This window comes from Nonomuraea insulae, assembly GCF_042656245.1.
Genome location: NZ_JBHSPA010000130.1, coordinates 45,069 through 68,630, shown reverse-complemented (window position 1 = coordinate 68,630; position 23,562 = coordinate 45,069). Strand labels below are relative to the sequence as shown.

Annotated in this window: 18 protein-coding genes; 11 read left to right on the top strand and 7 right to left on the bottom strand. The window is 73.1% G+C overall.

Features of this window, described 5'->3' with window-relative positions; translation table 11 throughout:
* The first annotated feature begins 6 nt into the window (after positions 1 to 6).
* Genes egtA through egtE form a run of 5 tightly spaced genes read left to right on the top strand, consistent with a single transcriptional unit; the run spans position 7 to position 5,598 of the window.
* Positions 7 to 1,239 carry an ergothioneine biosynthesis glutamate--cysteine ligase EgtA gene (gene egtA / locus ACFPZ3_RS67905; RefSeq protein WP_379524941.1) on the top strand — a complete coding sequence of 411 codons (1,233 nt, stop codon included), beginning with the start codon at positions 7 to 9 and terminating at the stop codon, positions 1,237 to 1,239.
* A complete protein-coding gene (gene egtB / locus ACFPZ3_RS67900; protein WP_379524940.1) occupies positions 1,236 to 2,528 on the top strand; it encodes an ergothioneine biosynthesis protein EgtB in 1,293 nt (430 codons plus the stop codon). Before egtA ends, egtB begins: the two co-directional genes overlap by 4 nt.
* A 1-nt stretch (position 2,529) precedes the next feature.
* Positions 2,530 to 3,237 (top strand): ergothioneine biosynthesis protein EgtC, encoded by a 708-nt coding sequence (gene egtC, locus ACFPZ3_RS67895; RefSeq protein WP_379524939.1) that lies wholly within the window; start codon positions 2,530 to 2,532, stop codon positions 3,235 to 3,237.
* 19 nt (positions 3,238 to 3,256) lie between these two features.
* A complete protein-coding gene (egtD, locus tag ACFPZ3_RS67890) occupies positions 3,257 to 4,237 on the top strand; it encodes an L-histidine N(alpha)-methyltransferase (RefSeq protein ID WP_379524938.1) in 981 nt (326 codons plus the stop codon).
* Between the two features lie 41 nt (positions 4,238 to 4,278).
* Positions 4,279 to 5,598: an ergothioneine biosynthesis PLP-dependent enzyme EgtE gene (gene egtE, locus ACFPZ3_RS67885; protein ID WP_379524937.1), complete on the top strand. Its 1,320-nt coding sequence runs from the start codon at positions 4,279 to 4,281 to the stop codon at positions 5,596 to 5,598.
* 83 nt (positions 5,599 to 5,681) lie between these two features.
* Here the strand turns inward: egtE and ACFPZ3_RS67880 are convergent, their stop codons facing one another.
* Positions 5,682 to 6,389, bottom strand: a complete 708-nt coding sequence (locus ACFPZ3_RS67880; RefSeq protein WP_379524936.1) for a TetR/AcrR family transcriptional regulator — start codon at positions 6,387 to 6,389, stop codon at positions 5,682 to 5,684.
* Positions 6,390 to 6,474: 85 nt separating this feature from the next.
* Here ACFPZ3_RS67880 and ACFPZ3_RS67875 point away from each other — a divergent pair, with 85 nt between their 5' ends.
* Complete coding sequence (locus ACFPZ3_RS67875) at positions 6,475 to 7,158, top strand: NAD(P)-dependent oxidoreductase (RefSeq protein WP_379524935.1); 684 nt, start codon at positions 6,475 to 6,477, stop codon at positions 7,156 to 7,158.
* A gap of 145 nt (positions 7,159 to 7,303) precedes the next feature.
* Here the strand turns inward: ACFPZ3_RS67875 and ACFPZ3_RS67870 are convergent, their stop codons facing one another.
* Entirely contained in the window at positions 7,304 to 8,728 is a 1,425-nt protein-coding gene (locus tag ACFPZ3_RS67870) for a hypothetical protein (protein WP_379524934.1), read from the bottom strand.
* A gap of 457 nt (positions 8,729 to 9,185) precedes the next feature.
* Here ACFPZ3_RS67870 and ACFPZ3_RS67865 point away from each other — a divergent pair, with 457 nt between their 5' ends.
* A complete protein-coding gene (locus tag ACFPZ3_RS67865; RefSeq protein ID WP_379524933.1) occupies positions 9,186 to 10,574 on the top strand; it encodes a hypothetical protein in 1,389 nt (462 codons plus the stop codon).
* Here the strand turns inward: ACFPZ3_RS67865 and ACFPZ3_RS67860 are convergent.
* The 3 genes from ACFPZ3_RS67860 to ACFPZ3_RS67850 all read right to left on the bottom strand — a co-directional run bounded on the left by ACFPZ3_RS67860 (position 10,520) and on the right by ACFPZ3_RS67850 (position 14,957).
* A complete protein-coding gene (locus ACFPZ3_RS67860) occupies positions 10,520 to 11,365 on the bottom strand; it encodes an LLM class flavin-dependent oxidoreductase (RefSeq protein WP_379524932.1) in 846 nt (281 codons plus the stop codon). The two genes, ACFPZ3_RS67865 and ACFPZ3_RS67860, sit on opposite strands and share 55 nt — an antisense overlap.
* A gap of 122 nt (positions 11,366 to 11,487) precedes the next feature.
* Positions 11,488 to 13,383: a S41 family peptidase gene (locus ACFPZ3_RS67855; RefSeq protein ID WP_379524931.1), complete on the bottom strand. Its 1,896-nt coding sequence runs from the start codon at positions 13,381 to 13,383 to the stop codon at positions 11,488 to 11,490.
* 119 nt (positions 13,384 to 13,502) lie between these two features.
* Positions 13,503 to 14,957 carry a carboxylesterase/lipase family protein gene (locus ACFPZ3_RS67850; protein ID WP_379524930.1) on the bottom strand — a complete coding sequence of 485 codons (1,455 nt, stop codon included), beginning with the start codon at positions 14,955 to 14,957 and terminating at the stop codon, positions 13,503 to 13,505.
* Positions 14,958 to 15,083: 126 nt separating this feature from the next.
* Between ACFPZ3_RS67850 and ACFPZ3_RS67845 the strand changes: the two genes are divergently transcribed.
* From ACFPZ3_RS67845 to ACFPZ3_RS67835, 4 genes are all read left to right on the top strand, one after another.
* Positions 15,084 to 16,463: an L-lactate MFS transporter gene (locus ACFPZ3_RS67845; protein ID WP_379524929.1), complete on the top strand. Its 1,380-nt coding sequence runs from the start codon at positions 15,084 to 15,086 to the stop codon at positions 16,461 to 16,463.
* On the top strand, positions 16,460 to 16,570 hold the full coding sequence (locus tag ACFPZ3_RS70270) for an MFS transporter small subunit (RefSeq protein WP_417629179.1): 111 nt from the start codon (positions 16,460 to 16,462) through the stop codon (positions 16,568 to 16,570). Before ACFPZ3_RS67845 ends, ACFPZ3_RS70270 begins: the two co-directional genes overlap by 4 nt.
* Positions 16,571 to 16,703: 133 nt before the next feature.
* Positions 16,704 to 17,669 carry a hypothetical protein gene (locus ACFPZ3_RS67840; protein ID WP_379524928.1) on the top strand — a complete coding sequence of 322 codons (966 nt, stop codon included), beginning with the start codon at positions 16,704 to 16,706 and terminating at the stop codon, positions 17,667 to 17,669.
* 216 nt (positions 17,670 to 17,885) lie between these two features.
* Positions 17,886 to 20,408 (top strand): S8 family serine peptidase, encoded by a 2,523-nt coding sequence (locus ACFPZ3_RS67835; protein WP_379524927.1) that lies wholly within the window; start codon positions 17,886 to 17,888, stop codon positions 20,406 to 20,408.
* Position 20,409: 1 nt separating this feature from the next.
* Here ACFPZ3_RS67835 and ACFPZ3_RS67830 read toward each other — a convergent pair whose 3' ends face one another.
* Both ACFPZ3_RS67830 and ACFPZ3_RS67825 read right to left on the bottom strand, forming a co-directional pair.
* Positions 20,410 to 22,431 carry a BTAD domain-containing putative transcriptional regulator gene (locus ACFPZ3_RS67830; RefSeq protein ID WP_379524926.1) on the bottom strand — a complete coding sequence of 674 codons (2,022 nt, stop codon included), beginning with the start codon at positions 22,429 to 22,431 and terminating at the stop codon, positions 20,410 to 20,412.
* A gap of 109 nt (positions 22,432 to 22,540) precedes the next feature.
* Positions 22,541 to 23,455 carry an alpha/beta hydrolase gene (locus tag ACFPZ3_RS67825; protein ID WP_379524925.1) on the bottom strand — a complete coding sequence of 305 codons (915 nt, stop codon included), beginning with the start codon at positions 23,453 to 23,455 and terminating at the stop codon, positions 22,541 to 22,543.
* Positions 23,456 to 23,562: the final 107 nt, after the last annotated feature.

The following is a 23,562-nucleotide window of genomic DNA, read 5'->3' as shown; positions in this document are numbered from 1 at the left end:
GAGACGATGATCGGGGCCACGGCCGAGGACACGCCGCTGCGGGACGCCTCGGAGGTGGCGGACTTCGCGCGCCGCTGCTTCAGGCCCGCCGCCGACGACCGCGTCGGCGTCGAGCTGGAATTCCTGGTCTTCGACCGCACTGACGCGGCCAGGCACGTGCCGCTGGCCAGGGCAGAGAGCGTGCTGCCCGAGGTGTTGCCCGGCGGGAGCCGGGTGACCTTCGAGCCGGGCGGCCAGCTCGAACTGTCAGGACCGGCGGGACCGCTGGCCGGCACGCTGACCAGGCTGGCCGCCGACGTGAGCGCCGTGCGCGACGCGCTGCGGGCGGTGGGGCTGGTGCTGGGCGGGGTGGGCCTCGATCCGGTGCGCCCGGCACGCCGCCAGCTCACGCTGCCCCGTTACGAGGCGATGGCCGAGTTCCTGGGCGTCCCGTACGGCGCGCTGATGATGTGCTCGACCGCGTCCATCCAGGTCAACCTGGACCTCGGCGAACATCCCGCGACCCGCTGGGAGCGCGCCCACGCGCTCGGCCCCGTGCTGCTGGCCGCCTTCGCCAACTCGCCGCTGAGCGGGGGCCGGCCGTGCGGCTGGATGTCGGGCCGCCAGGCCGTCTGGAACAACCTCGACCCGTCGAGGACGGTGCCCGTGCCCGCCACGGGAGATCCCGCCGCCGACTGGGCCGAATACCTGCTGGACGCCCGGCTCATGCTGGTCCGCGAGGCCGAGGGCGGCTACCGCCCCGTCCGCGACGGCTCGACGTTCCGCCAGTGGCTCGACGGTGGCGGAGCACGCAGGCCGACCGCCGAGGACCTGGCCTACCACGCCACCACGCTCTTCCCGCCGGTGCGCCCCCGGGGCTGGCTGGAGATCCGCTACCTCGACGCGCAACACCCGGCGGCCTGGCCGGTGTGCGTGGCCGTGACCCACGCTCTCATCAGCGACGACCGCGCGGGGCAGGCCGCGATGGCGGCCGTGGAGCCGTACCGGAGGTCATATGGGGAGCCGTGGGAGACGGCGGCGCGGTGCGGGCTGGCCGATCCTGGCCTGCGCAGGGCCGCGGAGGCGTGTTTCAGCGCCGCCCTGGAGGCGCTGCCCCGGCTCGGCGCGGACCCCGGCCTGGTCGGCGAGGTGGCCGCGTTCGCCGACCGGCACGTGACGACCGGCCGCTCGCCGGCGGCCGACCTGATGGACCAGGGACGGCCCGCTCCGGCCTGGCTAGACGACGGAGGAAATACGTGAACGACCACAAGGAACGCATAGCCGCGCAACTCCTCGCGGTACGCGACCGATCCCTGACCTACACCGAGGCGGACGACGACCTCCTCATCCGCCAGCACTCGCCGCTGATGTCGCCGCTCGTGTGGGACCTGGCGCACGTGGGCAACTACGAGGAGCTCTGGGTGCTCCGCGAGGCCGGGGGCATCACGCCGATGCGCCCCGAGATCGACGACATCTACGACGCGTTCAAGACGCCGCGCAAGGACCGCCCCACCCTGCCCTTCCTCGGCCCGGCCGAGGCCCGGCGCTACATCGAGGGCGTACGCGGCCGCGTCCTCGACGTCCTCGACAGCGTCGACCTGGAGGGCCCCTCCCCGCTGCACCGCGACGGGTTCGTGTTCGGCCTGGTGATCCAGCACGAGCACCAGCACGACGAGACCATGCTCGCCACGCTGCAACTGTCCGGGCAGCCCGGCCTCGTCCGCGAGGGCGACCTGCCGCCGGGCCGCGCGCCGGGCCCCGAGGAGGTGTACGTGCCCGCGGGAGCGTTCCAGATGGGCACCGACACCATCCCGTGGGCCTACGACAACGAGCGCCCGGCCACCTGGGTGGACCTGCCCGGCTACTGGATCGACCGGCTGCCCGTCGGCAACGCCGCGTACGCGGCCTTCATCGAGGCCGGCGGCTACGACGACCCGCGCTGGTGGACTCCCGAGGGCTGGGAGTGGCGTCAGCGCAGGGGCATCACCACCCCGCTCTTCTGGACCAAGGACGGAGACTCGTGGTGGCGCACCCGCTTCGGCCGTACCGAGCCGCTCCCCATGAACGAGCCCGTCCAGCACGTCTGCTGGTACGAGGCCGACGCCTACGCCCGCTGGGCCGGCAAGCGGCTGCCGACCGAGCCCGAATGGGAGAAGGCCTGCGGCTGGGACCCGGAGGCGCGGCGGGCCAGGCGTTACCCGTGGGGCGAGGCCGACCCGGGGCCCTCCCTGGCCAACCTCGGCCACCGCGCCGCGCATCCGGCGCCGCTGGGCGCCTACCCGGGCGGGGCGTCCGCCTACGGGGTCGAGCAGCTGCTGGGGGACGTGTGGGAGTGGACCTCCTCGTGGTTCGAGGCATACCCGGGGTTTCGCAGTTTCCCTTACAAGGAGTACAGCGAGGTGTTCTTCGGCGAGGAATACCGGGTGCTGAGGGGCGGCTCGTGGGCGGCCGACCCGGCGGCGGTGCGGACCACGTTCAGGAACTGGGACTATCCGATCAGGCGGCAGATCTTCACCGGCTTCCGCTGCGCCCGGTCGGAGCTGGTCTGAGGTGTGCAGGCACGCCGCCTGGCTGGGCGCCGCCCGCCCGCTCACCTCGCTCATCCACGAGCCGCCGTACGGGCTGCTCGTTCAGTCCTACGCGCCCCGCCGCCAGCGCGCGGGCCTGATCAACGCCGACGGGTTCGGAATGGGCTGGTACGACCCTGACCGCGCCGAACCGGTGCGCTACCGGCGTTCCGTGCCCATCTGGACCGACGCCAACCTGCCCGCCCTCGCCGAGGTGGCCCGCTCGACCTGCCTGCTGGCGGCCGTGCGCTCGGCCACCGTGGGCATGCCGATCGAGGAGAGCGCCACCGCGCCCTTCACCGACGGCACGTGGCTGCTCAGCCACAACGGCCGCGTCATGCGCGACGCGGTCAAGGACCTCGCCGACGGCGCCGAGAGCACCTGCGACGCCGCCTGGGTCGCCGCCGCGGTGTTCCAGCGCGGACGCGCCGGGGCCGGGCTGGGCGAGGCCCTGGCCCATGTCGTCGTACGGGCCGGGGAGAAGGACCCCGCGGCCCGCCTGAACCTGCTCGCCTGTGACGGCGCGTCCATCGCCGCGACCGTCTGGGGCGACACCCTTTTCCATCACCGACTCCATGACGGCGTGCTGGTGGCCAGCGAGCCGCTCGACGACCTGCCGGGCTGGCAGGCCGTACCCGAGCGCAGTCTGCTGACCGTCACCCGCGACGACGTACGCGTCCAGCCGTTGTGAACTCACTTCAGGAGGCTTCGTGCCTGTCAGCCAGTCCACCGTGCGTGTGATCAACCACCTTGACCGCGACTACCTGCGCCAGGCCCTCGAACAGGACGTCACCAACGGCCTGACCTCGACACCCAAGTCACTGCCGCCCAAGTGGTTCTACGACGCCGCGGGCAGCGAGCTCTTCTCCCGCATCACCCGATTGCCCGAGTACTACCCGACCCGGCGCGAACTGACGATCCTGCGCGCCAGGGCCGCGGAGCTGGCGGCGGCGGGCGGTGCGGACACGCTGGTCGAGCTGGGCTCGGGGACCAGTGAGAAGACCGTGCTGCTGCTGGACGCGCTCGCGGCGGCGGGCACGTTGCGCGGCTACACCCCGGTGGACGTGGACGCGGTCACCCTGGAGGCCGCGGCCAGGCGGGTGGCGGGGCGCTATCCCGGCCTGGACGTTCAAGCGGTGTGCGCCGACTTCGAACGCCACCTCGCCCTGCTGCCGCGCAACGGCCGCCGCATGGTCGCCTTCCTCGGCGGCACCATCGGCAACCTGGAACCGGTCGCCCGCTCGGCCTTCCTGAAGGAGCTGCGGGCCACGATGCGCCGAGGGGACACGTTCCTGCTGGGGGCCGACCTGGTGAAGGACACCGGACGGCTGATCGCCGCCTACGACGACGCGGCCGGGGTGACGGCCGAGTTCAACAGGAACGTGCTGCGGGTGATCAACCGGGAGCTGGAGGCCGACTTCGACCCGGAGGCGTTCACGCACGTCGCGGTGTACGACGGGCAGCACGACTGGATCGAGATGCGCCTGCGGGCGAACCGCTCCATGTGGGTGCGGGTCGAGGGGCTCGGGCTGACGGTGTCGTTCGAGGCGGGGGAGGAGATGCGTACCGAGATCAGCTCCAAGTTCCGGCCGGAGGGGCTGCGGGCGGAGCTGGAGGCGGCCGGCTTCCAGGTGCGTCGCCGCTACACCGACCCCGCGGGCGACTTCACGCTGGTCCTGGCCGAGGCGTGAGCCCTGGGCCCTTCCCCGGGCCTCTGCCGGCGGGCGGGCCCGTGCCCGTGCCGGTGCCGGTGCCGGTGGCGGGGGCGGGGGCGCGGGTCGGCGAGGTGTGGCGGGCGGCACGCAGCGTGTCGCCGCCCGGCCACCTCGACGCGGCCGGCTGCAACGTGCCCAGCGACCGCACCCTCGGCGCGGTCATGGAGCACCTGCGGCTGGAACGCGAGCGCGGCGGCTACGGCGCGGTCCCCGACCTCACCGAGCCCCGCCGGGCCCTCGCCGCGCTGGCAGGGGCCGGGGACGTGGCCTTCATGGAGAGCGGGACGGCGGCCATGGCGGCGCTCCTTGACGGCTGGCAACTGGGGCCGGGCACCCGCGTCGGCTGCGCCCGCGGCGAATACGGCAGCACCCTGATGCTCCTGCGCCGCCTGGCCGTCCGGCGCGGCTGGCGGCTCGTCGAACTGCCGGTGGACGGTGACGCCCGCATCGACCCCGACGGTCTCCGTACCCGGCTCGCGTCGGGGCTGGACCTGGTGATCGTCTCCCACATCGGCTCCCATCGCGGAGTGGTGCAGCCGGCAGCCGAGATCGGGGCACTGTGCCGCGCGTCGGGCGTCCCGTTCGTCCTGGACGTCTGCCAGTCACTGGGTCATGTGGAGGTACGGGGGGCGGGGGCGACGGCGTACGTGGGAACCTCGCGCAAGTGGCTGGCCGGGCCGCGCGGCGTCGGCTTCCTGATCGTCACCACCCTGACCCCGTCGATGGACGCGCCCGCCCCGACTCTCGGCGGCCACGTCTGGAACGACCCGTCATGGGAGAGCGGCGACGGCTCGCCGGAGACCGGGCGACTGCCAGGGGAGAGCGGAGACGGCTCGCCGGAGACCGGGCGACTGCCAGGGGAGAGCGGAGACGGCTCGCCGGAGACCGGGCGACTGCCAGGGGACTTCGGGCGTCGTCGGAACGAGCCGGTGCCCGTGCGGGGGGCGGCGCGTTACGAGAGCTCGGAGGCGTCCATCGCGGCTCGGGCCGGGCTCGCCGTGGCCGTGCTGGAGCACCACGCCCTCGGGCCGGCCGCCGTACACGCCCACCTGGCGGACCTCGGCCGCACGGCGCGCGGGGTGCTCGACGGGGCCGGGGGCTGGCGTGTGGCCGAGCCGCTCGACGAGCCGTCCGCCCTCGTCATGCTCCGACCCCCGCCAGGCGACACGCCCGAACGCGCCGCCGCCCGCGCGGCCGAAGCATCCCTGCTGGTCGGCATCGTCCCCACGGCCCGCGCCCCCTTGGAGCTGCGCGAACCCGTCCTCCGGGTCTCCCCGCCACCAGGCACCCCTGCGGAGACCTTTCACGCCCTGGCCCGCGTCCTGTCCACTCACTGACCGAGAGGATCAGGCCGCACTCAGCCCGAGGGGTCAGGACGCGCCCAGCCCGAGGGGTCAGGACGCGCCCAGCCCGTGGGAGATCAGGCCGCGTCCAGCCCCAGGGAGGCGATGAGGTCGCGCATCTCGTCCCGGTACAGCTTGTCCGGGTGCCGGGCCTGGACGCGCAGGTGGCCGTGGACTTCCAGGGCGACGAGCCCGTGCATGCGGCCCCACACCCGCAGGGCCAGCGCCACGGCGGCGGGCGGCAGGCCGGGGTGGGACTCGCGGACCTCGTCGGCCAGGCCGGGCCCGAAGTCGGACCATTCGTACGACCCCGCGGCCGCGCTCGCGGCGGCGTGCGGCCAGGCGGCGGCCACCAGTGCGACGAGCCCGGCGCAGGCACGGCGTGCGGCCTCGGGGGCGGGGCCGCCGGGCGGGGGCTGGTAGTCGGGGACCGGCTCGCCGTACACCAGCCGGAAACCCTCGGGATTGGCCGTGGCCCACCTGCGGAACGTCTCCGCCCACGCCAGCAGCCGCCCCGGGGCGTCGTCGGGCGGCAGGGCGTCGCGCGCCTTCTCGATCTCGTCCATGAGCGCCGTGTACACCTCGTCGATCAGCGAGGTGAGCAGGTCGTCGCGGGTGGCGTGGTAGCCGTAGAGCGCTCCGGCCGTCATCCCCATCCGGCGGGCGATGGCCCGCAACGTCACCGCGCCTGGCCCGCCCTCGGCCAGCAGGGTCATGGCGGTCTCCTTGATCTCCCGCGCCGTCTCGGCCCGGAGCCGCTCCCGCCTGCTGCCGCCTTCGGTCATGTTGACAGCGTACCGCGTTCAGTGTCTATGCTCTGTGCAGTAACTACACGCCGTTCAGTTATTGAATGCCGTACAGGAGGAAGTCATGAACATCGGAGTACTCGGCGCCACGGGTGTCATCGGATCGCGCATCGTCGCGGAGGCTGTGGAGCGTGGCCACCAGGTCACCGCGTTCACGAGCGACGCGGCACGCGTCCCCGCCGACCCGGGCGCGGTCACGTGGCGGGTCGTCGACGTCCTGGACGTGGCGAGCGTGATCGGCGCCATCGGCGGGCTGGACGTGGTCGTGAGCGCGCTCAACGCCGGACGGGACATCCCCGAGACGATCGCCAACGCGCACGTGTTTCCTGACACGGCGCGGGTGCTGCTCGAAGCGCTGGAATCGCACCCCTCCACGCGGCTGATCGTCATCGGGGGAGCGGGAAGCCTTGAGGTACGGCCGGGGCTCCAGGTCGTCGACGTCGAGGGCTTCGCCGAAGGGCTGCCCGAGGCGCTCGGGGTCCCGGCGGAGTACGTCAAGCCGGTGCTGGCCGGCCGGGAGGCGCTGGGCCTCTACCGCCTGTCCAACCGGAACTGGACCTACCTCAGCCCGTCGGCGGGGCGGGTCGAGCCGGGCGGACGCACCGGGAGGTTCCGGATCGGCGGGGACCAGCTGCTGGTCAGAGAGGACGGCACCAGCGACATCTCCGCCGAGGACCTGGCCGTCGCCGTCATCGACGAGAGCGAACTGCCCCGATACGTGCAGCGCCGGTTCACCGTCGGTTATTGATCCAGCCAGCCGGAGGTGGTGCGCCCGATGGGATCATGACCATCGAAAGCCACGCCCACGTACACCTGGCAAAGCAGACCCCTGTGGAAGCAGTACACCACCACGGATCCGGCCACCGGAGCGGTGGGCGATGGGTGGCAGGCGGTTAGGGGGTGCAGGGGGTGAAGAGGGCGGTGATGGCGGCGGCGATGCGGCGGGTGAAGGGGGAGGCGCTGGTGGGGCCGTGGAAGGGCTGGGTGGCGCCGTCCGTGACCGCTTCGATGGTGGCGAGGTCGGCGCCCGGGTGGCAGACGACGTCCGGGGCCGGGAGGTCGGCGAGGAGGAATTCGCCCTGGTCGGCGCGGGCGTGCGAGGGGTGGGCGCCGGGGCGGGACCAGCGCAGACGGTCGGCGTGGTCCAGGTGGTAGATGCCGGAGCCCTGACCGGCCGAAGCCCGTACAGGGGAGCCGTGGGTCTGGCGGACGCGTACCGAGAAGGGGCCGCCGCGTTGGGTGGCGCGCAGGAGGCTGAGCTGGTTGAACTCCTGAGAGTCGGTCAGCCAGCTCACCCGGCCGCGCAACATCACGACCAGATGGGCCAGGACGAACGGGGGCACGCCCACGAGCTGCTGGTTGACCGCCGAGACCTCGGCGCACTCGTCGTGACGCCACCTGACAGCCGAGAGGTAGACGCGTTCGCTGGGGGTGAGCAGGGCGTGCAGGCTGAACACGCCCGCGACGCCGTACCGCCGCCAGCCCCAGATCGCGATGCGTTCCGCGCACTCGATGAGCAGGGCGGCGGCCGGGATGGGCCAGGGGCGTGACCAGTCGCGGCCGGCGCGGCTGAGGAGGCCGATGCCCAGTTCGGCGACGCCGGTGGTGGCGTGGGAGGGGCGGTCCACGTACACGCTGACGCCGCCCGCGCCGTCCGGGACGCTGAGGACGGTGATCGCGCACGGCCAGCCGTCCACATACGCGGCCACCCGGTACGGCCCCAGCAGCCGCGCCGCCCTGGCCATGTCCTCCTCGCCGGACACGATCACCGTGCCGCGCCCGCCGGAAGCGGTTCCCGCCTGCACCACGACGCGCTCGCCGCCGACCGCGCGCCGCAGCTCCGGCAGGCTCGGCAGCCGCTCGACGGGCACGCAGGGGATCCGCGCCACGGCGGGCACCCCGGCCGCGCGCAGCAGGTCGTCGAACAGGTGTCTGGCCTCGATCGTGGCCCGGACGCCCGGGTCGATCGCGGCGACGGTGCTGCCGGGGCCGGCCAGCTCCGGTAGCCGGGCGTCGGCGCACCAGGTGGCGATGACGGGCGGGCGGTCGAGCTTGACCAGGTGCCGGGCGGCGTCGTGCCGTACGCGACGCGGCCAGCCGTGCCGCTCGGCCACCGACCGTACGCGGGTGCGGTCCTCTGCCGCCACGACCATGCCCGGCAGGGCGGGGTCCCAGGCCGGGTAACAGCCGATGCTCAGGGCGGGCCGCAGGGCCTCGATGGGGGCTGGGCCGGTGTAGCCGGTACGCAGGGCGTTGCTGTACCGGTCGACGACGACCAACGGCCGCCCGTCCAGCGCGGCCACCAACTCGGCCTCCACCACCCCGGCGATCCCCCCATCCGCCCGCCCAGAACCCGCCCGTCTCGAATCCGCGCGCCCGGGGTCCGCCGGTCCCGGATCCGCGCGCCCGGAGCCCGTCCGTTCCGGGTCCGTCGACCCGGGGCCCTGCGCTCGGTGGTCCGAAGGCCCGGGATCCGTCGGTCCGGAGCCCAAAGTTTTGGGGTCCGAAGGGCTGGACTCCGAAGGGCTGGAGTCCGTGGGGTTGGGGCCCAGAGCCCGAGGGTCTGAAGGGTTGGGGTTCGGAGGGCTGGAGTTCGTGCGCCGGGGGTCCGTGGGGCCGCTCACTAGTGCACCATCCTCGTGTCGGTGGTCCCAGAGACCGCTGATGCACCCGAGGTGCTGCCCGGGCGACCACATCACGGTCCGCACTATTGACGGTGCGCTGCGTACGGCGCATCGTCGAGGGCACCGCGATGTGAAGCGATGTGAAGATGCGATGCCCCCACGGCGCACCCGCCCCGTCGCGAACCGGGCCCTGGCCGCGCTGATCGAGCAGGCCGGCTGGACGCACGCGGCCACCGCGCAGCACGTCAACGCCGTGGCGGCCGAGCTGGGGGAGCGGATTCACTACGACCGTTCGGCGATCGGGCACTGGCTGACGGGCACCGTGCCCCGCCCGGAGGCCGTGCGCGCCGCCGTGGAGGCGTTCCGCCGCCGCCTCGACCGCCCGGACCTGGCCCCGTCGCACCTCGGCTGGCCTGCGCAGCCCGCCGGCCGCCCCTGGCACGACGACCCGTGGCGCGGCGACCCGGTGGCGAGGCTGGCCACGCTGGGGGAGGACGACCTGCTCAACCGCCGTACGGTGCTGACCGCCGGGACGTTCACCCTGGCGGCCCTGTCCGGCCTGACCGCCGAGAAGCGTTTCCAGCGGTACGCGGGCCGTACGGGGGCGGGCGACGTGGCCAGGATCCGCGCCGCCACCGCCAGCCTGGCCGACCTGGACGACCAGTACGGCGGCGGCCACGCGAGGGCGGCGGTGGCCGCGTACCTGTCGCGCGACGTCACACCTCTGCTGCGGGAGGCGACCGGCCGCGCCCGCCCCGACCTGTTCGCCGCGGCGGCCGAGCTGAGCTACCTGGCCGCGTACATGGCCATGGACGCCGGCGCGAACGCGCTGGCCCAGCGCTACTACATCAGCACGGTACGGCTCGCGGACGAGGCCGGCGACCTGGTGTTACGCGCGACGGCGTTACGCAGCATGGCCGTGCAGGCGGCGGAGCTGGGCCACGACGGCGAGGCGCTGGCGCTGGCCGACGCCGCCGCCTCGGCGCTGGGCGGGCACGGCTCCCGGCGCACGCTGGCCTGGATCACCGGCATGCGCGCCGAGGCGAACGCGGCGGCCGGCGCCCGCTGGGACGCCCTGAGCCTCCTGCGCCGTACGGAGACCCAGCTCGAACGCGCCGACTCCCCGCCGGAGACGGAGTGGACGGGCAACTACCGGCGCGAATCGCTGGAGCACCAGATCGGATTGACCCTCACCCAGCTCGGCGACCACGCCACCGCCGCCCGCCACTACACCGCCTCCATGAACGCCCGCCGCCCGGTCGAGCTGCGCACCCGGGTTCTCATCGGACTGCGGGCGGCGCACGCCTTCTTACGGGCGGGCGACCCGGAGCGGGCCGCCGCGACCGCCCTGGGCCTCGGCGACGACGTGCCGCTGATCGCCTCGGCCCGGGTACGCCAAGAGTTGCACCGCCTCAGGGCCGGCTGGCAGCGCCACCGCGGCGACCCGCTGGTCGCCGAGGCGGACGCCGCCGTGGCCCCTGTCGCTCAGAGCAGGTCGGCGAGCCGGTCGACCTGGCCGGGGTCGCGGCCCCAGCAGTAGAGCATGACCTCATCCGCCCCCAGGTCCGCGAACTGGGCGATCGCCTCACGGATCGAGGCGGGCGTGGTGCGCATCCCGGCGAGCATGTAGTCGGCCTGGCCGGAGTTCGCGTAGTAGGCGCCCATGGCGGCGCGCGCCTCCTCGATCACGGGGTCAGGGCCCAGAGCGGCGCAGACCTGCGCGACGAGGCGGGGTGAGCCGTCGCGCCCGTGCTCCTTCCATGAGGTGCGCACGAAGTCGAACAGCCCGCCGGCCCAGGAGACCGGGGCGGCGTTGAGGAAGCCGTCGCCCCAGCGGGCGACGCGTTCCAGCGCGGGCGGACGGAATCCGCCGATCAGCACCTCGGGGCCGCCGTCGCGGGCGGGAGCGGGCCCGATGGGCCCGGCGCCGGCTCCGTACGGCTCGCCGGACCACAACCGCCGCATGACGGCGAGCTGATCGTCCATGCGGCGGCCCCGCGTACGCAGATCGGTGCCGGCGGCCACGTGGTCGTCCTCCCGGCCGCCGACGCCGACGCCGAGGACGAGGCGGCCGCTGCTGAGCAGGTCGAGCGTCGCGGCCTGCTTGGCGAGCAGCGCCGTCTCGCGCAGCGGCGGCAGGAGAACCTCGGTCTGGAGCCGGATCCTGGTGGTGGCTCCGGCGAGGACGGCGAGGGTGACCAGCGGCTCGGGGTTGTCGTAGACGAGGCGGTCGAGCAGGCCCAGGGTGGTGAACGGGCCTGCTTCCGCGCGCCTTGCCCAGTCGGGCAGGGTGATGGGATCGGTGATGGGCAGGCCAAGACCGACGTGCATGAGATGCCTCCGAATGAAGAGACGGCAAAGGACCGTGCCGCCCCTTCTCACCCTCAGGGGGTGTCGCGCTTCCGCTCTGCGGCGTTACTTCTGGAAAGCGCTACATCGAAGTGCCATCCATACTAGGGCAAGATCGTACGAGCGGCGACGAGCTCACCGCCCTGGAACCCCTCCACCCTGATGACGTGCGCGGCCCCCGCTCCCGGCACGGGCACGAGGGTGACCTCGGCCGTCACGTTCACCGAGGCCCGCGGCCGGCCGTCGAGGTAGACGTCGGCCCGGTCCACGAGCCGGGTCGTGAGGGTCAGCTCGACTGCCGCGACCTGCACGTCGAGCCGCCGCGCCGTCCCCGCGGCCAGGAGTTCCCCGGCGCGCGCCAGCAGGTCGGCGTTGCCGTGCAGGATGTCCTCGCGGGTCATCTGGTGGCGTACGTCGGGCACCACCCCGAGGTCCTCGACGGGAGTGCCGGCCAGGTCGTGCACCCGCAGGCTGCGCCGGATCGCCACCCGCATGCCCGCCTGCCGCGGCAGCGGCTTGTAGGGGCTGTCGGGCACCGGGGAGGGGAGTTCGAGCAGGGCTTTGAGCAGCTCGTGGGTCCAGACGTTGGCGCCGCCCGCGCCCGTGTTGTCGTCCGTGCCGAGGACGCGGCCGATCTTGTGATCCTGGAAGCCGCCGGCGAAGATGTCCGTCGCCGAGTAGCAGAGGGCGTTGGTGATCAGCACGACCGGGCCGAAGTAGCGCTGGCCGATGGCGTTGGCGCCGCCGGCCGGGGTGATGGGGAAGCTGCCGGAGTAGACCGCGCCCGTCTCCAGCGCCTGTTCCATCGACCGGCACCAGGGGGTGAGGTCGATCTGTCCCGTCGGGTTCTCCTGGTGCTGCTTGCAGATGCGCAGGTTCAGGGCCGTGGTGACGAACTGGACCGGCGACGGCAGGATCGGCCGCGGGGTGAGCGTCTGCAGCAGGAACTCGCTGGCGAAGATGTGCCCGCCGCCGTTGTCCCGTACGTCCACGACGAGGCCGTTCTGCGGCAGCAGCCCGATGAGCCGGACGAACTCCCGTACGAACGCGTCAGGGTCGTTGACGCCGAAGCTGAACACCCGGATGTGGCCGAACGTGCCCGACGGCGTGACGACGCTCCTGGCCCGGAAGAAGCCGGGCATGGAGCTGGGCAGGTCGGCGCCCGGTTCCGCGGGCTCGGCGGTCAGCTCGGCGCCGCCCAGGGTCTCGTGCGGCGTGACGGCCTCTGGGACGTACAACATCTTCACCCCGCGCTGGATCTCGTCGGCGCCGAGGTCGAGGCCCTGGGCCACGGCGGCGGCGCTGACCTGGTCGGCGTCCACGAAGGGCGGCTGGTTGTCGCTGACGCGCCAGCTCTCGCGCAGCTCGCGGCGGATCCCGTCCGTGCCGAGGTAGGTCAGCACGACCCAGGTCTCGTCCGGCGGCACGTGCACGCGCAGCGGCCTGATCGTCAGCGACTGCAGGCCGCGCGCGTGCTTGGCCGCCGGGTTGCTGCCGGCGAACCTGGCCGCGTTGATGTCCACCGCGCGGTCGATCGGGATGCCGTTCCAGTGGGTGACCTCGACGCCCGGACCGAAGCCCGGGGAGGAGAAGCCCTGAACGGTCCTGGTCACCATGTAGTGGCGGGTGTCGCCGTCGTAGTACTCCTCGATCAGGTACGGGAGGTAGGCGATCTTGCCGTTGTACGGCGCCGGCAGCAGGTAGTTGGTGTGCAGGTCGCGTACGGAGTGGAAGATCTCCGACAGCTCGGCGTGGAAGCGCCATTCCGGGCCCATGGTCGCCGCCGTCTGCCGGTTCAGCCGCACGGCGAGCAGCCGCAGCCGCTGCACCGGGTTGACGGCGTGCATCGCGGCCTTCAGCGGCAGATGCACGTAGTTCTGCTCGATGAGCACCAGCGCCTGCTGGACCAGCAGCTTGCGGTCGTCGAGCGTCAGCGTGTCCGCCGTGCGGAGGAAGTCCTGGAGCTCCTGCTTCGCGACCCCACTCGATGGTTCGGTCATCTCGTCCACCCACCCCGGTCGTCTGCGTGCGGGCGCGGGAATTCGCTCCCGCGCCCGAATACTGGCACGCTCTCACCAGCACCAAGCGTGCCGACACGGGAGGTGGCCTAGGGCTTTCCCTAGCCTAGGAGGGGGAGCGCGCCGAACCGGTGCGCGGCCCAGAGGCGGCGGGAGGTCTCCTCCGGATAGGCGACCACGGACGGCTCGGCGTCGAAGAGCCGGACCAGGCGCCGCCCCTGCTCGTACGCCTCCCACCCGGGCCCCTCGCCCGCCGCGAACGCCGTCCACCGGCGGCGGAAGTCGGCCGACACGACGGCGGCCCCGGGCGGAGCCGGGTCCCCGAGGAGTGAGCGGCCCATCCCGCCGTCCAGGTTGCCGAAGACCAGCGGCACGTCGAGCGCGTGGCAGGCGCCCAGGATCGGATTGGCCCAGGTCAGCTCGTAAGCGTGCACCCGCCCGCCTCCGGCGACCTGGGCGTCGGCCAGGTGCAGGCTGGGCATCCGGAACAACCAGTCGGACCTGACCAGCTCGCCCAGTAACGCGGGCCCGGCCTCGGGGAAGGCCGCCCGGTAGTCCAGCCCGGGCGCGAACACGCGCAGCAGGAGGTCGGCCCGTTCGGCGCTCGACCGTTCCATCTGCGTGAACAGGCGATATTCGTCCCGGTTGTGGCCCACGATCAGCTCGACCTCCCTGGCGGCGCCGTCGGCCAGCGCGGACCAGGGGTCGCGGGGCAGGACGTCGCCGTCCACGACCGGGGAGAAGGGCGTGACGGTGTGGGCGACCGGGCCCCAGCGCTCCTCGTACGAGGGCATCTTGGCATTGGCCGACTCGACCAGCGTGACGAGCCGGTCGGGCGGGACGTCGGCGAGGTCGGCGACCGTGGGCCGCAGGCCCAGTTCGGCGGTCAGGACGGCGGCGATGTCGGCGGCGAGCGGCGCGGAGAAGTAGGTGCCTGGCACGCTCTGCGCGATCGCCCGCCCGAACAGCCCGGCGGCGCGCGGCATGGCCAGGAGCGCGGCGACGGACCCGGCCCCCGCCGACTCCCCGAACACCGTCACCCGGCCGGGGTCGCCCCCGAACGCGGCGACGTTGTCGCGCACCCACTCCAGCGCGGCCACCTGGTCGAGCAGCCCCCGGTTGGCCGGCGCGCCCTCGATCTGGGCGAACCCCTCCATGCCCACCCGGTAGTTGAGCGTGACGACGACGGCGTTGCCCTCGCGGGCCAGTAGCGCGCCGTCGTAGACGGGCTCGCCGGACTCGCCGCTCCGGTAGGCGCCCCCGTAGATCCACACCATCACCGGCAGGCTCGCCCCGACGTCCGGCGACCAGAGGTTGACCGTCAGCCAGCTCTCCCCGGCGCGGTCCGCCGCGGGCGGGGCCCAGGGGGAGGGCTGCTGGGGAGGCGGCGGCCCGAAGGCCGTGCAGTCGCGTACGCCCTCCCACGCCGGCGGGAACACGGGAGCGGCGAAGCGCAACTCGCCCAGCGGCGGGCGGGCGAAGGGGATGCCACGGAAGACGGCCACCCCCTTCTCGACCTGCCCCCGCACGTCACCGGTCGTGATCGTGACCTCCATGGCGCCGCCTTTCTCTCGTCTGGTTCAAGATTATCGGCCGCCGTTCATCGACGGGATCTGACCGCTCGCCGTAAAGATCTTCCTCGTCGGGAAATACTGCATACCGTATGTGATACCGGTGTTATCGTGGTAGATCCCGCAGGCTTTCTGAGTCGTTCCCGTACCGTGGCGGCGCCCACCTGGAGCCGTTGGCTCGTGCCGCCGGCCGCGCTCTCCGTGCACCTGGCCATCGGGCAGGCCTACGCGTGGAGCGTCTTCAAACCCCCGCTCGAATCCGCGCTCGGGCTCTCCGGCACGCAGAGCGCGCTGCCCTTCCAGCTCGGCATCGTCATGCTCGGCCTGTCGGCGGCCTTCGGCGGCACGCTCGTGGAACGCAACGGGCCCCGATGGGCGATGTTCGTCTCGATGGCGTGCTTCTCCTCCGGCTTCCTGCTGTCCGCGCTGGGCGTGGCCACCCGGCAGTACTGGCTGGTCGTGCTCGGATACGGCTTCGTTGGCGGGATCGGGCTCGGCATCGGCTACATCTCGCCGGTCTCCACGCTGATCAAATGGTTCCCCGACCGGCCGGGCATGGCCACCGGCATCGCGATCATGGGGTTCGGCGGAGGGGCACTCATCGCCTCGCCGTGGTCGGCGCAGATGCTGGACTCCTTCGGCGCGAGCACGGGCGGGATCGCCACGACGTTCCTCGTCCACGGCGTCGTCTACGCGGTGTTCATGTCGATGGGCGTGCTGCTCGTACGCGTGCCGCCGGAAGGCTGGGCCCCCAAGGGGTGGAAACCGGCCGCGGCCAGTCTGAGGCCCCTGATCACCACGGCCGACGTCTCGGCCCGCAACGCCATCCGCACCCCGCAGTTCTACTTCCTGTGGATCGTGTTGTGCTGCAACGTCACGGCCGGCATCGGCATCCTGGAGAAGGCCGCGCCGATGATCAGGGACTTCTTCGCGGGCACGCCGGCGGCCGTCGCGGTGGGGGCGGCGGCGGGCTTCGTCGCGCTGCTGTCGCTGGCGAACATGGCTGGCCGCTTCGTCTGGTCCTCCACCTCCGACCTGATCGGCCGCAAGAACATGTACCGCGTCTACCTGGGCGTCGGCGCGCTGCTGTACCTCGTCATCTCCCTGTCGGGCAACGCCTCCAAGCCGCTGTTCATCGTGTGCGCGCTGGGCATCCTGTCCTTCTACGGCGGCGGCTTCGCGACCGTGCCCGCCTACCTCAAGGACCTCTTCGGCACCTACCAGGTCGGCGCGATCCACGGCCGCCTGCTCACCGCCTGGTCCCTTGCGGGCGTGCTCGGCCCGCTGATCGTCAACGCCATCGCCGACGCGCAGAAGGCCGCCGGGCGATCCGGGCCCGACCTCTACACAACGTCGCTGTTCATCATGATCGGGCTGCTCGCGGTCGGCTTCATCGCCAACGAGCTGATCCGGCCGGTCCACGAGAGGTATCACGAGAAGCCCGCGCAAGGGCGTGACCCGCAGGTGACGGAGAAGGGGCAGACGGTATGAGCTCGGGGCGTTCCTGGCTGATGGTGGTGGCGTGGGTCTGGGTGGGTCTGCCCTTCGCGTACGGGGTCTACGAGCTGTTTCTGAAGCTCTCTCAGCTCTTCGCCTGACGAGCGGAGCTGGGCGGGAGCGAAGCGCGAACTAAGCGCCGGCAGAAGGCGGTCCTCAGCGCTCGCTAAGCGGGGCGTGCCAGGTTACGGGGCACGCGGGCAGCTGAGCCCGCCCGATGCGAGGGGCAGATCAATGCCGATCACCGACCTGAGCACCACCACGCAACGGCAGGCGGCTGAACTGCAGCCGGACCAGGCCACCAGGGAGCTGCTCGCCAGCGAGCGGGTCCAGGAGGTCATGCGGGAGATCGAGGCCAGCCTCGACCGCTTCACGATGCAGTACCAGGACAGGTACCGCAGGATGACCGACCGCGCCGCCCAGGCCGCCGCCGAGTACGCCCGCGCGTCCTCCCAGCAGCAGTTCGGCCGCGAGCCGGCACAACAGCAGTTCGGCCGCGAGTCCGCGCAGCAGCAGTTCGGCCGCGAGCCGGCACAACAGCAGCAGTACGGCCGCGGCTCCGAGCAGGGCCACATGTCCGACCAGGCCCGGATCTCCGCCGAGTTCGCGCGGCGCCAGGAGCGGGCCGGGATGTCGATGGGCCGGCGAAGCGACATCGAGGCCGCGACGCCGATCACGCCGCTGCCCGTGCCCTACCTCTGGTTCGACCTCATGGCGGTGGGCCCGTACCGGCAGCCCTTCTCCGGCGGGCCGCTCCAGCCGGCCAGGGTCGTGCACTTCGGCGAGCAGGTCGTCCTGTTCGCGGTGCTCTGGCGCAACCCCATGCCGCTGGCGGGCGGACCCTCGGCGGCGGACGTCATGGCGCCGCTGGTCTACCAGGTGCGCGGCGTGTCCGTCGAGCTCAACTCCGTCACCCCAGGACCCCAGCTGAACCCCAACCCCGAGCCGTTCGGCCCCGGGTTCTTCAACATCATCCCGATGGCGATCCCGACCGCGCCCCAGCCCGCCGAGGGCCGGCCGCGCCCCATCGAGATCCACCTCACCGTGGACATCCTGGGCGTCGGCGTGGGCCTGCCGCCCTTCGCCGGGTTCGCCAGCCGCTGGTTCCGGCCCGACCTGCAGCCCGGCTTCCTCGGCCAGCCCGACATCCTGCCGGGGATCGTCGAGGAGAGCCCGGTCAGGATGCTGATCTACTCCTGACCCCGTGCGGAGGAACGCGCGGCGGGTCAGAAGTGGCCGCTGTGCCGCCGAGTCGCGCGCAGCTCGCGGAGCTGCGCGCGGCCGGTATGAGGACGCACACCACCGAGGGGACCGTCGTCTCCGGAGCCGCCGACGGGATCGCGTCGCCGCGGGGGCCTTCGTGCCGCGGATCGGGCTGTCCCGCGAGGGGCTTCATGAGCAAGGGCAGGGAAGAGCATGAGAACGCTGGACGCACGCCTGCGGCACCTCCTCGCGCGGGTACGTGAGCAGGCCGACATCGACGGCACGACGCTGGCCGAACGCGTGGGGTGGAGGGCGGGCACGGTGGAGGTGCTGCTCCTGACCGACGGGGAGCACGTCCCCGACGACGTCCACACCTACCAGCCCGACGCGGGCGTCTCCACCGCGCGGGTGCCCGTGGACCGGCTGGAGGAGCTGGCCGGGCACGAGTCGGTACGCCGCGTCGAGTCCTCCCGCCCCCTGTTCCCCGAGCTGAACGTCTCCCGCGCCGACGTGAGGGCCGACTTAAGGGCCGACTTAAGGGCCGACGTGAGGACCGACGTGAGGGCCGATGTGAGGGCCGACGCAAGGAGCGATGCCCCCGACGGCCTTCCCAAAGGCGACGGGACGATCGTAGCGATCATCGACTCCGGCATCGACTACACGCATCCGGCCTTTCGTCACCCCAACGGCACCTCACGCATCCTTCATCTCTGGGACCAGGCCGCGACCGCGCCCGCCGGCGGCTCCGTGCCCTACGGGGTCGAGTACGCCAAGGAGGACCTCGACAAGGCGCTCTCCGACCCGCAGCCCACCGCCATCGTGCCGCACGCCGACGCCACCAGCGGGCACGGCACCCACGTGGCCGGCATCGCCGCCGGGGACGACAGCCAGCTCGGCGGCGTGTACCAGGGCATCGCGCCGCACGCCGACTTCATCGTGGTCGCGCTGACCGGCGAGGACGGCGTCACGCTCGGCAGCTCGACGCGGCTCGTGGACGCCGTGGACTACGTCGTGCGCCGCGCCGACGGCCGTCCCGTCGCCGTCAACCTCAGCCAGGGCATGAACGGCGGCGGCCACTCGGGCGAGACCCTCGTGGAACGGGCCCTCGACGCCTTCGCCCGCCGTCCCGGCGTGGTCATCGTCAAGTCGGCGGGAAACGAGCAGGAGTGGCGTACGCACGCCGGCGGCACGGTCGAGGAGGGCGAGGTCGTCACGCTCGACCTGGTCGTGCGGCCCGGCGACGTCCAGGACGACCTCGTGGAGATCTGGTTCGACGGGGACGACCGGATCAGCGTGGCCGTCGCCCCGCCGAGCGGCCCCCAGTCGTCGTTCACGGAGCCGGGCGAGGAGCAGACGTTCACGACCCGGCACGGGGACAGGGTCACGATCGACAGCGAGACCGACGCCTCCGCCGGCGGCGACACCGCCACCACGGTCATCATCGCCGGCCAGGGGGTCGAGCCCGGGGTCTGGCGGCTGCTGCTGCGCGGCGGCCCGGTGCGGCACGGCCGTTACGACGCCTGGATCGAACGGGCGCCACGCGACGGGACAGCGGCGGAGCAGACCAGGTTCGCCCCCGCCTCCGCCGACCCGACCCGTACGATCACCGTCCCCGGCACGGCCCGCCGTCTCATCACCGTCGGCTCGTACGCCACCCGCCCCGCCGACTGGAACCTCGGCATCGGCGCGTTGTCCACCTTCAGCAGCCACGGCCCCACCAGGCTCGGCACCCCCAAACCCGACCTCACCGCGCCGGGCGAGACGATCGCCTCCGCCCGCAACGCCAACAGCGCACTCCCGCCCCGCCCCGACCTCGCCCACACCCTCATGGCGGGCACCAGCATGGCCGCCCCCCACGTCTGCGGCGCCGCCGCCCTGATCATGTCCGCCCGCGCGACGAGCGGGCTCCCGCAGCTCACCGGCGAACAGGCGGCCCAGCTCCTCCGCCACACCGCCCGCCAGGCCCCCACGGTGAGCGACGGCTGGGGAGCGGGCAAGCTCGACGTGGCCCGCGCCGTGGAGCTGGCCGCGACCGCCGCCTTCCCGGCCGTGGCCGGCCCGCGCGTCGAGGGCGCCACGCTGGTGTGGGAGACGGACGTGGACTGCTCCTGGCACGTACGCTGCCACACCGCGCTCACCCGGCTGGCCATCGGCAAGGCCGTCGCGGAGTCGCACGAGGACGGTTTCGCCCGCGAGCACCGGGCCGACCTGGCCGGCCTGCCCCCGGGGGAGTACGTCTGCGAGATCCTGGTCACCGACCGCGCCGGCCTGTGGACCCTCGACGACAACGCGGGCCTGGGCCACCGGATCCAGGTCGGAAGCACCCCCGCCGAGGACGACTTCCAGCGGGTCAAGGGCGTGGGCCCGAAGATCTCCGGGCTCCTGCGCGACGCCGGGATCACCACGCTGGAGCAGCTCTCGGCCCTGTCGGTCGAGGAGCTGACCGCCATCGTGCAGCCCGCAGGCATCGGCGCGGAGCGGCTGAGCAAGCAGGACTGGATCGGGCAGGCCGCTGAACTGGCCGCCGAACTGGCCGCCGAATCCGTCGCAGAGGAGCGGAGCGCGGTGCCCGAGCGGCACACGTTCACGCTCACGGTGACCGCCGACACCGAGACGAGGGAGGTGCTGAACTGCGAGATTCGCCACCACCAGAGCGACGACGTCTCCCGGGTGCGGGGGTGGGACGTCGAGCGGCTGCTCGCGTTCGTCGACGAGCGGGCCGGGCTGCGGCACTGAGTCAGATGGTCAGGTGGCGGCGTAACGACTCGTACAGGGCGCGCGTCTCCGGGCCGGGGGTCATGCCGAGGACGGCGTCCAGCTCTCTGCGGCAGGTCTCGTACTGGGCCAGGGCCTTGTGCGGCTGGTTCTGCCGGGCGTGGCAGCGCATGAGCAGGCAGTGGGTCCGCTCCCTGCAGGAGTCCCTGACGAGGACCTGCCTGCAGGTGTCCACGCACTTGGCGTACGCGCCCGCCTCCAGGTAGAGCGCCGCGAGCCCGTCGAGCAGATCGACGTGGGCCGCGCTCAGGCGCTCCCGCTCAGGGACCACCCAGTCCAGGTAGGGGGCGTCTTCGAGCAGGTCGCCCGCGTACAGCGCCCGGGTGGCCTCGTGACAGGCGATCGCCTCCTCCCGCTCCCCGTCGCGCCTGAGCCGCGCGGCCCGCGCGCAGCCCTCGGCGAACGCCTCGGTGTCCAGCCAGATCGACGACCCGGGGGCCAGGGCGTAGCTCTCCCGGTCGTAGACCACGATCTGCCGGTCAGGACGGATCCTGCGCAGGTCGGCGCGGAGGGCGTGCATGGCCGCGTTGAGCCGGTTGCGGGCGGCGCCCTCGGGGACGCCCGGCCAGATGGCGTCGATCACGACGTCGCGGCGGACGGGCTTGGGGCGGGACAGGAGCAGGTACATCAGGACCGCCCTGCCCAGCTTGCCCGACCACTCCGTGACGGGCCGCTCGTCCACACTCATCCGGAACGATCCCAGCAACCAGGCTTCCACCTCCGTACCCGTGGCCCGCGGATCCGGTGGCGGGGCGGTGCGGCGGGCGGGCGGGAGCACGTGAGGTGCGTACGGTTCAGGGACGGGGTGTGGCCAGGTCGCCGCCTCCACGGCCCGCAGCATCAGCACGATGCGCTTCCTCGCGGACCGCGCCCGCATCGTGCGGCGGGTGAGGCGGAGCGCGTGCCGGATCCGGTCGGTCGCCTCCTGCCCGGTGGCGAGGTCGCGGGCCTTCCGCCCGTGCTCCAGCGCCTCGGACAGGCGTCCGGTGGCCAGCGCCGCCCTGGTGCGGTGCCACGCCTCCCACTCGCCGGGCGGTGTCTCCTGGTCCTCTTCCGCGTTCGCCCGCAGGCCGGTCTCCGCCAGCAGTTCGGCCAGGAGAGCCTGGTCGCCGGCCCGCCGGGACAACTCCACCGCCTCCCGTACCGCGTCGGTCCCCACCAGTTCCCCCGTCAGCCGGGCCAGGCGCAGGCCGAAGGCGGGGGAGCGGGCCGGGCGGAGCGCGCAGATCGCGGTGGACCAGAACGGCAACATGCGGTACCAGCCGCCGGTGAGGGGTTCCCACCAGGGTTCCCTGTCCGGCTCCCGGAGGGCGGGGCGCAGCGCCGACAGGTCCTCGTGCGCGTACCCCAGGCGCGCCGCGAGGCTCAGGGCCTGCAGACGGGCGGGCTCGGCGTCGCGGAGCAGCCGCAGCGTGACGACGGCGACGAGGTCGGCCAGGCTGCCCGAGCGCATGACACAGTCGTCGAGCCACCTGCCGGGCAGGGCCCGACGCCCGGTGGCCGGCCAGGCGGCCCGCAGGACCGAATCGATGACCGCGGACCTGCCTCCCGTGATGGCCACCAGCCGGTCGATGCTCTCGCGGGTCAGCGGGCGCTCCAGCTGCTCGGCCGCCGCCGCCACCGTCCCGGCCCCCACCCCGAGCCCCTGGTCGCCCGCGCACGGCGACAGGACGACCTCGCTGGCGGCCAGCGCCGGTGACGGGCCGCCGAGTTCGGGGAGAGGCTGCTGGATCACGACCATGGCGGCCGGTTCGCACGCCGCCGCCAGCCTGCGCAGGCCCTCGGGCCCCAGCTCGTACGGCTCCGGCCGCAACCACCCGAGCCCCCTGCCCGCCCGCAGCAGGTCCGCCGCCAGCCGCCCCTCGACCAGGTAACCCTCGGGCACGAGCAGGCGCAGCCGCGTGTCCGCACCGAGCCCTTCGAGCGAGAACTGCGCCGGCCAGCGCAGCTCCGGCATCGGCGCGGCCACTTTGGCGAGGAGCATCGTCGCACCTCCGCCGAAACGATAGGTTCCGCGGTGCCGGCCGACATCAGGGAAACGGCCAGGGTTCTCCCTAGGGCCGACGGCGGGTGACATCAGGCTTACCCGCGGCTCACCCCAGGCGCCGCTCCACCGCCCCGGCCACCATGGCCAGCCCGTCGGCGCTGCCGGGCAGCACGTTCACCAGGGTGAAGAAGATGTGCATCTGGCCCGTGAAGCGCCGGAACTCGACCGGTACGCCCGCCTCCCGTAACCGTTCCGCATAGGCCTCGCCCTCCTCGCGCAGGACGTCGTGCTCGGCCGTCAGGACGACGGCGGGCGGCAGGCCGGACAGGTCTTTGGCGCGCAGGGGGGAGACGTCGGGGTTCGCGCGCTGCGCGGGATCGGGCGCGTAGTGGTCCCAGAACCAGACCATGCTGTCCCGGTCGAGCAGGAGCTGGTTGCCCGGGTCGCGGTAGGAGGCGTTGTCCAGGTCGCAGTCGGTGACCGGGTAGACCAGCACCTGCAGGGCGATGGCGGGGCCGCCCTCGTCCCTGGCGCGCTGGGTCACGACGGCCGACAGGTTGCCGCCCGCGCTGTCGCCCGCCACGACGATCGGCAGGTCCGGCAGGGCGGAGGCGGTCCAGAGGAGAGCGGAGTAGGCGTCGCGGGCGGCGGCCGGGTAGCGGTGCTCCGGGGCGAGCCGGTAGCCCACCAGGACGACGGTGCAGTTCGTACGCGTGGCCAGCTCACGGCCCAGGGTGTCGAACTCGTCGATGGTGCCGAGGACCCATCCGCCGCCGTGGTAGTACACGATCACGCCACGCGGCGTGCCGAACGGGACGAGGACGCGGGCGGGGAACGAGGCGCCGTCCTCGGCCGGGATGGAGACCTCCTCGACGCGGGCCACGTCCGGGCCCTTGCCGCACAGCGCGTTCAGCTCGCCGCCGACGGCGCGCGCCTCCTCGGGGGTCAGCTCGTGCATCGGCCTGCCGCCCTGGGCTTCCAGGAGCCGCAGGAATTCGGCCGTCGCGTGATCAAGGGACATGAGACGTCACCTCATCCGGGGGAACGCGGTATGTGATGGACACCACCACGAATGCGGAGGGTTGTCGAGAGGGCGGCCGGTCGTTGACGCCACGACCCGGCGCCCAA